We start from the raw sequence: 13,264 nt of genomic DNA, 5'->3' as shown, positions 1-13,264 counted from the left end.
TCGAGAAATGGCAATCCTGCTCAACCGCAGCACGCGCGTCATCGTGCAAGGTTTCACCGGCAAGATCGGCAGCTTCCACGCCGACGACATGAAACGCTACGGCACCAAGCTGGTCGGCGGCGTCACCCCCGGCAAGGGCGGCCAGACGCATCTCGGCCTGCCCATCTTCAACACCGTCAAAGGCGCCGTGCGCGAGACCCGCGCCGAGGCCAGCATCGTCTTCGTGCCGCCGCCCTTCGCCGCCGATTCGATCATGGAAGCGGCCGACGCCGGCATCAAGCTTTGCGTCTGCATCACCGACGGCATCCCCTCGCAGGACATGATGCAGGTCAAGCGCTACATGCGCCGCTACCGCTTCGAGGATCGCATGCGGCTGGTCGGCCCGAACTGCGCTGGCGTCATCACGCCCGGACAGGCGCTGATGGGCATCATGCCGGGCAGCATCTATCTGCCCGGACGCGTCGGCATCGTCGGCCGTTCCGGCACGCTGGGTTACGAGGCCGCATCGCAGATGAAAGCGCTGGGCATCGGCGTGTCGACCAGCGTCGGCATCGGCGGCGATCCGATCAACGGCTCGTCCTTCAAGGACATCCTGCAGCTCTTCGAGCGCGACGACGACACCGACGCCGTGGTGATGATCGGCGAGATCGGCGGCCCGCAGGAAGCCGAAGCCGCGATCTGGGCGCGCGACAATATGAGGAAGCCGCTGATCGCCTACATCGCCGGCCTTTCCGCCCCGAAGGGCCGCCGCATGGGCCATGCCGGCGCGATCATCTCCGCCTTTGGCGAGTCGGCGCAGGAAAAGGTCGAGATCCTGAAGGAAGCCGGCGTCGTCATCGTGCCCACCCCCGCCTCCTTCGGCGAGGTCGTGGCCGACACGCTGGCGCGGACGAAGAAGGCTGCTTGACGGTCGACCAGGCGAATATCGCGACAGGATGTGAAGCCTGTTCCGGGCCGGCCTCCTCGATGGTCGTCGGCCCGTGCGCTCGGCGCTGCCCTATGAAGAGCAATTCCAGGAGACGTGCGCTGCGGCCGTCCGGGATTGCCTGAAAACAACTACTTAGCAGCGCAGCGGCAAATCGGCTGACGATCGGGAAAGCGGCTTTGGAACAGAGCAAACCCATCAAGTTTCGTGAGGACGAGCGCAGCCTGCTGTTACGTCTGCTGCTTCAGGTCGCAAGCGCGCGCGAGCCCGAGATCGCCGCGGTCCTGAGCGGCCGCAGGTCACTTGTCTCGCTGGCCCCGGAGCAGCGCATCCCGGCGCTTCAGGCGAGCGGCGTGTGGTTCCAGTTGCTGGCGATTGCCGACGAGTTGCTGGCGATGCGGGCGCGGCGCGAGCTCGAGCAAGGCGCGGGCGCCGACGAAGTGCCCGGCTCCTTCGCCAGCGTGATTGCCGAGATGGCGGCGAGCGGCCACTCGGCGGACGACGTCCAGGCGATGCTCGACGAATTTTGCGTCGGCCCGACCATGACCGCGCATCCGACGGAGGCCAAACGCGTCACGGTGCTGGAGATCCACCGCCGCATCTATCGCAAGCTGACCGAGCTCGACCAGCCGCGCTGGGCGCCGCGCGAGCGCGATCTCTTGGTCGCCGATCTGGAAAGCGAGATAGAGCTTCTGTGGATGACGGGCGAGCTGCGGCTGGAGCGACCGACGGTCGAGCGCGAGATCGCCTGGGGACTTCATTTCTTCCGCGAAGTCATCTTCGAGGCAACGCCACAGCTCTATGGCAAGCTTCAGGACGCCTTCGAGCGTCACTATCCGGGCGAGCCAATCAAAATTCCTTCCTTCATGCGCTATGCCTCCTGGATCGGTGGCGACCGCGACGGCAATCCGAACGTGACGGCTGCGGTCACGGCCCATGCCATGGCCGAATGCCGCAACACCGCCATAGGCTGGTATCTGGCGCAGGCGCAGCGGCTGGTGACGGTGCTCAGCGCCAGTTCGAACGTCATCGACCTGCCGGCCGGCTTCAGGCCGGTGCTGCAAACAGCGCTGGATAAGAGTGGAGAGGCGCAAGAGATAGCCGGCCGCAATCCTGACGAACCGCTGCGGCAGTTCGCTTCGGCCCTGCTGGCCCGACTGGTCGCCACCCGTGATGGCGGCAAGGCGGCGTACCTCTCGGCGGAGGCGTTTCGCGCCGATCTCAACGCCCTCTCTTCAGTCCTCGAAGCGATCGGTGGCCGCGCGGTCGCCAGGCGTTTCATCCAGCCGCTCGTTTGGCAGGTCGGAAGCTTTGGCTTCCGCACCGTCTCGCTCGACATCCGGCAGAACTCCACAGTCGTCAATCGGGTGCTCGCCGAGCTGTTTGCTCTTATAGACGCCACCGATCCGATCACCGCCGGCACGCCACAATGGTCGATGCGCATCCGCGCGGCGCTCAGCCAGGGCGAGCGGTTGCAGATCGACGCAAGCCAACTCTCGCCGGAGGCAGGTGAACTGCTGTCGACATTCGCTGTCATCCGCGAACAAATATCTAGCGCGGATGCCGATGCCATCGGCTCTTTCGTGCTCAGCATGACCCGCTCGGCCGACGACCTGCTCGCGGTCTATCTGCTGGCGCAATATTGCGGGCTCTCCACCGCGCCCGGCGGCGACGGCACGATCGGGCTGCGGATCGTGCCGTTGTTCGAGACCATCGCCGACCTGCAGGCAGCCCCTGCCATCCTGAACGAACTGCTCGGCGTCTCGCTGGTGCGGCGGACGGTGCGCGATTTCGGCGCGCGCCAGGAAATCATGCTTGGCTATTCGGACTCCAACAAGGATGGCGGATTCCTCGCTTCCAATTGGGAACTGGCAAAGGCGCAGAAGCGCCTCGCCGCCATCGGCCGCAAGCACAAGGTCAGGATCGGTTTCTTTCACGGCCGCGGCGGCTCCGTCAGCCGCGGCGGCGCGCCGACCGGCCGGGCGATCGCGGCGCAGCCGCAAGGCACCGTCGCCGGAACCATGCGGGTGACCGAACAGGGCGAGGTCGTTTCGTCGAAATTTGCCAATCGCGGCACCGGCCTCAACCAGCTTGAGGTTCTCGCCGCCGCCGTGCTGGCGCACGGGATCCGATCGCCCGGCGATGCCGGGCCGAAGGAATCGCCGGAGTTCGACGAAGCGCTGGAAGCGCTGGCCGGCATGTCGCAGGCGTCTTATGCCAGGTTGATGGCCGAGCCGGGCTTCCTCGATTATTTCAACCAGGCGAGCCCGGTTGCCGAACTGGCGCTCTTGAAAATGGGCTCACGGCCGGATCGCCGTTTCGGCGCCAGCGGCATTGCCGACCTGCGCGCCATTCCGTGGGTGTTCGCGTGGAGCCAGAACCGACATCTGCTGACCGGCTGGTACGGCATCGGCAGCGCGCTGAGCGCTTTCGTCACGGTGCGCGGCGAGGCCGGGCGCGAGCTTCTGACCCGCATGTTCGAGCATTCGCGCTTTTTCCGCCTGATCGTCGACGAGGCCGAAAAGACGCTCTACCAGTCCGACATGGAGATCGCACGGCTCTATGCCGACCTGGTGTCCGACAGCGATGTGGCAGCAAGAATCCACGCCCGCATCGCGGCCGAATACGAGCTGACGCGGCGCCTGATCGGCGACCTTACGGGAGGCGACCTTTCCGCGCGCTTCCCGATGTTCAAAAGGCGTTTCGACAATCTGCGCCGGCAGATGGACGACATCCACCGGCTGCAGGTCAATCTGCTGCGCGAAGCTCGGGCAGGCACAAGCACAGATCAAAGGCGGGCGACCGACGCCCTGCTCGTCTCGATCAACTGCATCTCGGCCGGTCTGGGGTGGACGGGATAGGCTCGGTTTGCCGGTTGCCGGAATCGCCTCGCGTCAAGCATCAGCGGCGGTGTGGTCTCATGGCCCGCCGCCGCTTCACTTTGGTCTAGGAAACCGCCGGCAGCGACGATCGCTCGCCGAAGCCAAATTCAACAGGCTTTTGGGGAGAATGGTGCGGTCGAGAAGACTCGAACTTCCACGGGTTGCCCCACAGCGACCTCAACGCTGCGCGTCTACCAATTCCGCCACGACCGCACGTGGTAGGAGCCGGAACCGACCGGCCCGGGGCCTGTAGCAAATCGTTTCCGGCGAAACAAGTGCGCCGAGCGGAATATTCGCGAATGCGTATCGCCCACAACTGCGCAGAGGTTTTGGGAGGACGACGTGCATCAGGCAAAGCGGCTGGCACAAGCCGCCGCGGCTCGGCTTCACACTGGCGAAACTGGACGTTTTGGCCGATTGCCGCCATATGAGAGGAGCATCGAGAAAGTTCCATGACCGAACGCAGCCAGATCGCCACGTCGTTCCTTCCCCTGCCTGGTTCGTCGCCGGTGGAATGGATGATCGAACCTGGCTTCACCTCTTATCCGGACGCGCTGGCCTTCATGGAAGCGCGCGCCGAGGCGATCCGCAGCGGTGCTGCCGGCGAGATGGTCTGGCTGGTCGAGCATCCGCCGCTCTACACCGCCGGAACCAGCGCGCGAATTGAAGACCTGATCGATGCCGACCGCTTTCCGGTCTTTGCCGCCGGGCGCGGCGGCGAATATACCTATCACGGTCCCGGCCAGCGCGTGGCCTATGTGATGCTCGACCTGAAGCGCCGGCGCGAGGATGTGCGCGCCTTCGTCGCGGCGCTCGAGCAATGGATCATCGCCACGCTCGCCGCCTTCAACGTGCGCGGCGAGCGGCGCGAGGACCGCGTCGGCGTCTGGGTGGTACGACCGAACCGGCCCGCCCTGCCGGACGGCACGCCCGCCGAAGACAAGATCGCGGCCATCGGCATCCGGCTGCGGCGCTGGGTGAGCTTCCACGGCATCGCCATCAATGTCGAACCGGACCTCGGCCATTTCAGCGGCATCGTGCCCTGCGGCGTCTCGGATCATGGCGTGACCAGCCTCGTCGATCTTGGGCTGCCGGTCACCATGGCCGACCTCGACCTCGCGCTGAAAGCTGCGTTCGAGGATGTGTTCGGACCTGCCGCAGTTTCTGCCGCCGAGCCCGCTCGCAAGGCTAGCTAAGCCGCTCCGCCTACATGAGCTGCGCGGACGCCCACAGCATCCCGTAGCCATGGATGGCAAAAACGGCGAGCAGCGCGCCGGCCATGGCCAGCCTGTCGAAGGGCCGGATCGGCTTCAGCTCGTGGCGCGGCTTCACGCCGCTGCCCACGGTGATCAAGCTGAGGATCGCGAATACCGCGCCGGCGATCAGCAGGAAGCTCGGCGAGAAACCAGCCCGCCAGCCGAGCGACAGAAGCGCCAAGAGCAGCAGGAAGGACGCCAGCGCAAGTGCGGCCGGGCCCGGGCAGATCTGGCGCAGCACCTGGCCGCCGTCGAATTTCCACACCGGCACCAGATTGGCGATGTTGAACAGCGACGCGCAGCCGGCAAGCGTGGCCAAAAGCATGGCGGCCAGCCGATGTCCTTCGCCATTGGCGAAGCCGCTGGCGGCGATCAGCACCGGCACCAGGAAGGCGGAGAAGCCGGCGCCCATAAGCGCCACGAAGGCGACCTCGAAGCGGCTGTCATAGGGCCTGCCGCCGATGGCGATGCCGCCAAGCAGCGGAATGAAGATCATCCGCGCCCGGCGATGCCCCGTCAGGCGGAAGGCGGCCATGTGGCCAAGCTCGTGCAGGGCGACCACCGAGGTGAGGATCGCCGCCAGCGCCAGGCCGCCAAGATTGAGCCCGAAGAACGGCCACAGGATCAGGGCCGAAAGCACGGCGAAGCCGACCTGGCTCAGCGGATGCTCGAACCAGCCGCCCCTGCGATACGTGCCGGTAGCCGCCCACACGTCCAGCTTGCGGAGCTCACGGCGCATGGCGAAGAAGCGGAAGATCAGGAACGCGACACCGCGATAGCGATCGGTCTGGCTGAGCGTCACCCGCGTGGCATCACCTTCCGGTACGAGTTCGGCGGTCTCGCGATAGTTCGCCCAGAACGAGGGATCGAGCGCCGTATCCTCGAGGACCGTCATCGAGAAGCAGCTTCCCTCCCTCACATCCTCCAACCGCGCCTTGCGGTCGATCGTCCGGCCGTCCCGTCCTTCCCAGGAGAGCCGGATCAGCGCCGTCCCTTCGCTATCCAGCGGTTCGGCGGAAAGGATTCCGCCCGACCAGCCGGCATCGCTGCCGAACGGCCACAGCGCCTGCCAAAGGCGATTGCGGTCGGCCTTGATCACGCGGCTGACCGTCACCGTGCGCAGTCCAAGCGGCACGGTCATCAAAAGAAAGATCAGTCCGAGATTGCCGGCCACGAGCGTGACCGTGACGATGACCGACACTTGCCTTGGCTCCCTGTCTTGAAGGAGCAGCCTAGCGGCGACGCGGCCAAGAAAGGCTTAACAGCAATGGGTGGGCTCTTGCCCGTTCAAGGCGGGCTTTGCTTATCCCACAGGCGGGCCTTGTTGCCCGCCCGAACAACGGACGGGCCATTGCCCGTCCCGGTAGCGGCGAAGCCGCCTGATCACATGGCGCCGATCCAGATCGCCATGGAAACGAGAAAGGTGCTCATGCAAACCAGCGAGACAACATCCTGAACCAGATCAGACATAACTCTCTCCGTTGTTGGAATGTTCGCAATTTGTTCTAATTTTGTTCGAATGTCAACGGCCGCCTGCAGCACGCCGGGGAAATTCGAGCGGTCCGTTAGGGCAGGGTTAAGGAAGGGTTGACGGCGGATTGGGCCTCGGTGCGCAGAGCCAGGGCAAGCCGAGATTCGGATCAGGCTGAGTCGAGGACGGTAGGTTCCGAGAACCGGAACGGAGCGTACTTAAAGTACGTGAGTACCGGAAGCGCAGGGAACCTGCCGTCCGCAGGCCAGCCTCATCCGAATATCGGTTTGGCCTAAAGCGGCACGACCTTGCCCTCGGCCAACGTCACGCGCCGGTCCATGCGTCCGGCGAGCTCGTGGTTGTGGGTGGCGATCAGCGCTGCGAGGCCCGACTGCCTGACCAGCGCCTCCAGCGCATCGAACACATAGGAGGCGGTGACCGGATCGAGATTGCCTGTCGGCTCGTCTGCCAGCAGCACCAGCGGCGCGTTGGCGACCGCGCGGGCAATGGCGACGCGTTGCTGCTCGCCGCCGGAAAGCTCGGCCGGCCGGTGCTGCGCGCGCTTGCCGATCTGCATATAGTCGAGGAGCTGTGCCGCCCGCTCGGATGCTTCCTTGCGGCCGAGCCCCTTGATCAGTTGCGGCATCATGATGTTCTCGAGCGCGGAGAACTCCGGTAGCAAATGATGGAACTGATAGACGAAGCCGACATCGTTGCGGCGGATCGCGGTGCGCTCCTCGTCCGACAGCCGGCCGCAGGCACGGCCGGCGAGGATCACGTCGCCGGCGTCGGGCCGCTCCAGCAGACCGGCCGTGTGCAAAAGGGTCGACTTGCCGGTGCCCGACGGCGCCACCAGCGCCACCATCTCTCCGCGCCTGAGCGAAAAGTCGGCGCCGTTCAAAATGGTGAGCTTGCGCGGCCCCTGGACGTAGTGCCGCTCGACGCCCTTCAACTCGATAATGGCCTCGGCCATCATTCGTACCTCAAGGCTTCGACGGGATCGAGCCGGGCGGCCCGCCAGGCCGGGAACACCGTCGCGAGGAACGACAGGGCCAGCGCCATGATGACGACATAGGTCGTCTCGCGCGGATCCATCTTTGCCGGCAGCTGGCTGAGGAAATAGAGCTCGGGGTTGAACAGGATCCGGCCGGTCATCCAGGAGAAGAACTGGCGGATCGATTCGATATTGATGCAGATGATGACGCCGAGCAGCACGCCGGCGATGGTGCCGGTGACGCCGATCGCCGCGCCGGTCATCAGGAAGATGCGCAGGATCGCGCCGCGCGAGGCGCCCATCGTGCGCAGGATGGCGATGTCGTGGCCCTTGTCCTTCACCAGCATGATGAGGCCGGAAATGATGTTGAGCGCCGCCACCAGCACGATCAGCGTCAGGATCATGAACATGACGTTGCGCTCGACCTGCAGCGCCGAGAAGAAGGTCTCGTTGCGCTGGCGCCAGTCGACGAGGTCGACCGGCCGCTGCGCCGCCTGCTCGACCAGCGGCTTCAACGCGTCGACATTGTCGGGATTGTCGACATAGATCTCGATGGTCTGCGCGCGCCCGTCCATGTTGAAATAGAGCTGCGCTTCCGAGAACGGCATATAGACGATCGAGCTGTCATATTCCGACATGCCGACCTCGAAGATCGCCGCCACCTTGTAGCCCTTCATGCGCGGCGTGGTGCCGAGCGGCGTCACGTCGCCGTCCGGCGAGATCAGCGTGATGGTGTCGCCGAGCACCAGTCCGAGGCTTTCGGCCATGCGCTTGCCGATCGCCACGCCGTCGCCGGTGTCGAAACCGTCGAGCGTGCCCTGCTTGATGTTGCTGGCGACGATCGAAATCTTGCCGAGGTCCTCACCGCGGATGCCGCGCACCAGGGCGCCCGTGCCGCCGCCGACATTGCCTTGCGCCAGGACCTGGCCGTCAATCAGCGGGATGGCGTATTTGACGCCCGAAACACCGTTGATTCGGCTCGCCACCTGGGCGTAGTCCTCCAGCGGCGAATCGAGCGGCTGCACGATGAGATGGCCGTTGACGCCGAGGATGCGGGTCAGCAATTCGGCGCGGAAACCGTTCATCACGGCCATGACGACGATCAACGTCGCGACGCCGAGCATGATGCCGAGAAAGGAGATCGAGGCGATGACCGAGATCACCGTCTCCTTGCGGCGCGAGCGCAGATAGCGCCACGCCACCATGCGCTCGAAGCCGGAGAAAGCGCCCGCCGCTGATCTGGCCGCTGCCGCCGCCTCGTTCATGCGGCGATACCCAGGCGTTTCTTGGCCTCGGCGATCGGCAGCGTCTCGCGCTCGCCCGATTTGCGGTTCTTGATCTCGACCTCGCCGGCGGCCACGCCGCGCGGGCCGACGATCACCTGCCACGGCAGGCCGATCAGGTCGGCGGTGGCGAATTTGCCGCCGGGACGCTGGTCGGTGTCGTCACAAAGCACGTCCTTGCCGGCTGCGCTAAGCGCCGCATAGAGCTCGTCGCAGACGCGGTCGCATTCGCCGTCGCCGACCTTCATGTTGATCAGGCCGATGTCGAAGGGCGCCACCGCTTCCGGCCAGATGATGCCGTTCTCGTCATGGCTCGCCTCGATGATCGCCGCGACCAGGCGCGATGGACCGATGCCGTAGGAGCCGCCAGAGGCGAAGTGATCCTTGCCGTCGGGTCCGGTCACCTTGGCGCCCATGGGCTTGGAGTATTTCTCGCCGAAGTGGAAGATGTGGCCGACCTCGATGCCGCGCGCCGAGACCTGCTCGCTTGGCGGAACGTTCGCCCAGGCCGCCTCGTCATGCATCTCGTCGGTGGCGGCATAAGGCGTCGTCCACTTCTTCACGATATCGCCGATCTCGGCGTCGTTGGAGAAGTCCGTGCCGGCGCCCGGCACGTCGAGCGTCAGATAGGCGCGGTCGCAGAACACCTGGCTCTCGCCGGTTTCGGCCAGGATGATGAACTCATGGCTGAGATCGCCGCCGATCGGACCGGTGTCGGCGCGCATTGGAATGGCCTGCAGGCCCATGCGTGTGAACGTCCTGAGATATGAGACGAACATACGGTTGTAGGCGGCCTTGGCGCCCTCGAAATCGAGGTCGAACGAATAGGCGTCCTTCATCAGGAATTCTCTGCTGCGCATGACGCCGAAGCGCGGGCGCACCTCGTCGCGGAACTTCCACTGGATATGGTAGAGGTTGAGCGGCAGGTCCTTGTAGGACTTCACGTAGGCACGAAAAATCTCGGTGACCATCTCTTCGTTGGTCGGCCCGTAGAGCATGTCACGGTCCTGGCGGTCCTTGATGCGCAGCATCTCCTTGCCGTAGTCGTTGTAACGGCCGCTTTCGCGCCACAGATCCGCCGACTGGATGGTCGGCATCAGGATTTCCAGCGCGCCGGCGCGGTTCTGTTCCTCGCGGATGATCTGGCAGACCTTGTCCAGCACGCGCTTGCCCAATGGCAGCCACGAAAAGCTGCCCTGCCCCTGCTGGCGGATCATGCCGGCGCGCAGCATCAGCCGATGCGAGACGATCTCGGCCTCGCGGGGATTTTCTTTGAGAATGGGCAGGAAATAGCGCGACAAACGCATGGACTTGTCCGTGAGTGAAAATGGCGGCGCGGGAATCGGCGCAACCGAGGCTGCTTGCCCGGGCTTCATAGCCATTTCATGGCCGAATGGAAACCCGAGTGCCCCAAAGTATCGGGCCTTCTGCACCTTCCCAAAAAGGCGATTTTGGCTGCAAAGTGCCGCAAATGGCTTTTTGATCGATTCACAAGCAAGCCCTGCCGCACTATTGTGCAGTGCAGCACGATATTGCCTGTTTCGAGGCAAAATTCTTCGTGACATTTTCACCTGCCTTGGTCTAGTGTGCGCCGATAACCGAGAGGGCGGAGAAAAATCTGCTCTCCTACGCGGTCAAAGTCTTGGGAGGATGCGATCTAGGCGCGGTAACTCGCTGCCGCCGGACACCGGAAACGGATCGGACGCGTTTAAATTGCAAGGCCTTGTGCCTTGCATTTTTTTTGTGCAATCATCTGCTTAGCGCGATCATCTGCCAAACGGCATCAGCCACGGTTAGCCGCCGAATTCGGAAGCCGGCTTCCGAATTCAACCTTGGCGCGCGTATGCTGCTTAATACTTGGGGAGACTGTATCTTCAGCGTCAGTGATGGGCATTCGGACTAAAGTCCGGCATGATCCGCATGATATCGTCGAAGCTGAATCCCAGGCCCATCGTCAGGCCGTAGAGAATGCCCATCACGACCACCGTCACGATCGTCGCGCGGGCGAAGGCGCGCAGCATATGCGGGCCGCGCGGCGCGCTGGAAACGGTGCCGAGCGTGACATCCTGGTCGTCGTCCTGGGTGCGCAGGCTGAACGGAAGAACGACGAACAGCACCAGCCACCAGGTGACGAAGAACAGCGCCGCGAACAGGATCCAGTTCATGCCTGCTCCAGTTCGACCAGCGTGCCGAAGAAATCCTTGGGATGCAGGAACAGCACCGGCTTGCCATGCGCGCCGATCTTCGGATTGCCGTCGCCAAGCACGCGCGCGCCGCTTTGCTTCAAATGATCGCGAGCGGCCAGGATATCGTCGACCTCATAGCAGACGTGATGCATGCCGCCCGAAGGGTTCTTCTCGAGGAAAGCGGCGATGGGCGATGCCTCGCCCAGCGGCTCCAGCAACTCGATCTTGGTGTTGCCGACATCGACGAACGCCACGCTCACACCATGCTCCGGAAGCACCTGCGGCTCGCTCAGCCGCGCGCCCAGCGTATCGCGATAGGCGGCCATTGCCGCGGCCAGGTCCGGCACGGCAAGCGCGACATGGTTCAGGCGTCCAAGCATCGGCGGTTTCCTCAGGCAGTAGGCAGTAGGCAGTAGGCAGTAGGCAGTAGGCAGTAGGCAGTAGGCAGTAGAGAAGAAGCAAATTTGGCGAGCTAAAAAGCAATTGCCTTTCCTATTGCCTACTGCCTAGTGCCTACTGCCTACTGCCTCATCTCGTAACAAACACCGTCACCAGCGGCTTCTTGCCCCAGGCTTCGTTGGCGGCGCCGCGCACTGCGCGGCGCACCGCCTCCTGCACCAGGTCGAGGTCTTTTCGGCGCTGACGCGGAATGGAGTCCACCGCGCCGATTGCCGCATCGAGCATCAGGTCCTCCAGTGTCTCGCCGCGGGCATCCGCTTCGGCGACGCCGATCGCCACCAGGTCGGGGTCGCCGGCAAGCTCATATTTGTCGTCGAGCACGACATTGACCGCGACATGCCCGGCGAAGGAAAGCTTGCGACGGTCGCGTATGCCCATCGCCTGGTCGGTGCCGATCAGCGAGCCATCCTTGTAGAGCCGCCCGAACGGCACCTGGTCGATGATCGTCGCCGGGCCAGGCCAGAGCCTCAGCATGTCGCCGTCGCGCACCTGCGCCACCTGGCCGATCCCCGACATCGACATCAGCGAGCCCTGCGCCACCAGATGCGCCGCCTCGCCATGCACGGGAACGCCGATCTGCGGCCGCACCCATTCATACATCTTGCGCAATTCGCTGCGGCGCGGGTGGCCGGAGACATGCACCAGCGCGTCGCCGTCCTCGATGATCTTCATGCCGAGATCGATCAGCCGGTTTTTGATCTCGAGAATTCCCTTTTCGTTGCCCGGGATGGTGCGCGAGGAAAACACCACCGTATCGCCGGCCGTCAGCGCCACCGACTTCATCTCGTCGCGCGAAAGCTTGGCAAGGGCAGCCAGCGGCTCGCCCTGGCTGCCGGTGCAGATGATCACCAGGTTCTCGCGCGGGATATAGCCATAGTCCTCCTCGGCGATGAACTCCGGCAGCCCGTCCATGTAGCCGAGCTCGCCCGCCACATCGATAACGCGCTTCAGCGATCGGCCGAGCACGAGGCATTGCCGGCCGGCATCGCGTGCCGCCTTGGCTATCGAGACGATGCGCCCGACATTGGAGGAGAAGGTCGTGACCGCGACGCGCCCCTTCGCGCTCTCGATGACGCCCTTGAGGCCTTCCCCGACAGCGACTTCCGACGGCGACTCCCCTTCCCTAAGCGCGTTGGTGGAATCGCAGATCAGCGCCAGCACGCCCTTGTCGCCATAGGCGCGGAAGCGTGCCTCGTCGGTCTTCGGGCCGATCGTCGGCGCCGGGTCGATCTTCCAGTCGCCGGTGTGGATGACGGTGCCGGCGGGCGTGGTGATCGCCAGCGACATCGGCTCGGGAATCGAGTGCGCCACCGGAATGGCCTCGATCTCGAAAGGTCCGATGGTGAATTTCTCGCCGCCCCGGTAGATCGACGCAGGGATCTTCGGCGCGCCCTGCTCGCCCTGCCGCTTGGCTTCGAGCAGGCCGGCGGTGAACGGCGTCATCCAGACCGGGACTTTAAGCTTCGGCCAGATGTCGAGCAGCGCGCCGTAATGATCCTCATGCGCGTGGGTGATGACGATGCCGCGCAGGCCGTCGATATTCTCCTCGATGAAGCGCGTATCGGGCAGGATGAGATCAACGCCGGGATGTGCCGAGTCCGGAAAGGTGACGCCGACATCGACGATAATCCATTCGCGCGCGTCGGCGGGCCCATAGCCGTAAAGGGCGAAGTTCATGCCGATCTCGCCGACGCCGCCCAGCGGCGCGAAAACGAGCTCGGCGTTTTGTCTATTCGCCATCAATTCTTTCCTTCCTGGCCGCTTTGGCCAAGCCGTTGGCGCAATTCCCGGAAAAGCGTGTCACGGCT

The 13,264-nt window shown here is 64.4% G+C and carries 10 protein-coding genes and 1 tRNA gene; 3 read left to right on the top strand and 8 right to left on the bottom strand.

Annotated elements, in window-relative coordinates:
* Positions 1-7 precede the first annotated feature (7 nt).
* Together sucD and FJW05_RS00700 are read left to right on the top strand one after the other, a co-directional pair.
* Entirely contained in the window at positions 8-907 is a 900-nt protein-coding gene (gene sucD, locus FJW05_RS00705) for a succinate--CoA ligase subunit alpha (protein ID WP_140627000.1), read from the top strand.
* A gap of 197 nt (positions 908-1,104) precedes the next feature.
* Positions 1,105-3,786: a phosphoenolpyruvate carboxylase gene (locus FJW05_RS00700; RefSeq protein WP_140626998.1), complete on the top strand. Its 2,682-nt coding sequence runs from the start codon at positions 1,105-1,107 to the stop codon at positions 3,784-3,786.
* Positions 3,787-3,935: 149 nt separating this feature from the next.
* Here the strand turns inward: FJW05_RS00700 and FJW05_RS00695 are convergent.
* Positions 3,936-4,020 (bottom strand) — tRNA-Leu (locus tag FJW05_RS00695).
* Between the two features lie 239 nt (positions 4,021-4,259).
* Between FJW05_RS00695 and lipB the strand changes: the two genes are divergently transcribed.
* Complete coding sequence (gene lipB / locus FJW05_RS00690; protein WP_140626996.1) at positions 4,260-5,003, top strand: lipoyl(octanoyl) transferase LipB; 744 nt, start codon at positions 4,260-4,262, stop codon at positions 5,001-5,003.
* 10 nt (positions 5,004-5,013) lie between these two features.
* Here lipB and FJW05_RS00685 read toward each other — a convergent pair whose 3' ends face one another.
* The 7 genes from FJW05_RS00685 to FJW05_RS00655 form a co-directional block, all read right to left on the bottom strand.
* Positions 5,014-6,264, bottom strand: coding sequence for a site-2 protease family protein (locus FJW05_RS00685; protein WP_140626994.1), 1,251 nt, complete (start codon positions 6,262-6,264; stop codon positions 5,014-5,016).
* A gap of 562 nt (positions 6,265-6,826) precedes the next feature.
* A complete protein-coding gene (locus FJW05_RS00680) occupies positions 6,827-7,510 on the bottom strand; it encodes an ABC transporter ATP-binding protein (protein ID WP_181164814.1) in 684 nt (227 codons plus the stop codon).
* Positions 7,507-8,793 carry a lipoprotein-releasing ABC transporter permease subunit gene (locus tag FJW05_RS00675; RefSeq protein WP_140626992.1) on the bottom strand — a complete coding sequence of 429 codons (1,287 nt, stop codon included), beginning with the start codon at positions 8,791-8,793 and terminating at the stop codon, positions 7,507-7,509. The genes FJW05_RS00680 and FJW05_RS00675 overlap by 4 nt, the downstream gene beginning before the upstream one ends.
* A complete protein-coding gene (gene proS / locus FJW05_RS00670; RefSeq protein WP_140626989.1) occupies positions 8,790-10,118 on the bottom strand; it encodes a proline--tRNA ligase in 1,329 nt (442 codons plus the stop codon). Before proS ends, FJW05_RS00675 begins: the two co-directional genes overlap by 4 nt.
* Before the next feature lie 573 nt (positions 10,119-10,691).
* Entirely contained in the window at positions 10,692-10,976 is a 285-nt protein-coding gene (locus FJW05_RS00665) for a DUF1467 family protein (RefSeq protein ID WP_095764873.1), read from the bottom strand.
* Positions 10,973-11,377, bottom strand: a complete 405-nt coding sequence (mce, locus tag FJW05_RS00660) for a methylmalonyl-CoA epimerase (protein WP_140626987.1) — start codon at positions 11,375-11,377, stop codon at positions 10,973-10,975. The genes FJW05_RS00665 and mce overlap by 4 nt, the downstream gene beginning before the upstream one ends.
* A gap of 148 nt (positions 11,378-11,525) precedes the next feature.
* Complete coding sequence (locus FJW05_RS00655) at positions 11,526-13,196, bottom strand: ribonuclease J (RefSeq protein ID WP_140626985.1); 1,671 nt, start codon at positions 13,194-13,196, stop codon at positions 11,526-11,528.
* Positions 13,197-13,264: the final 68 nt, after the last annotated feature.

This window comes from Mesorhizobium sp. B2-9-1, from assembly GCF_006439455.1.
In the GTDB taxonomy this organism is placed as follows: domain Bacteria; phylum Pseudomonadota; class Alphaproteobacteria; order Rhizobiales; family Rhizobiaceae; genus Mesorhizobium.
The sequence above is the reverse complement of the archived record's forward strand: the minus strand, read 5'-3'. Positions and strand labels throughout refer to the sequence as shown.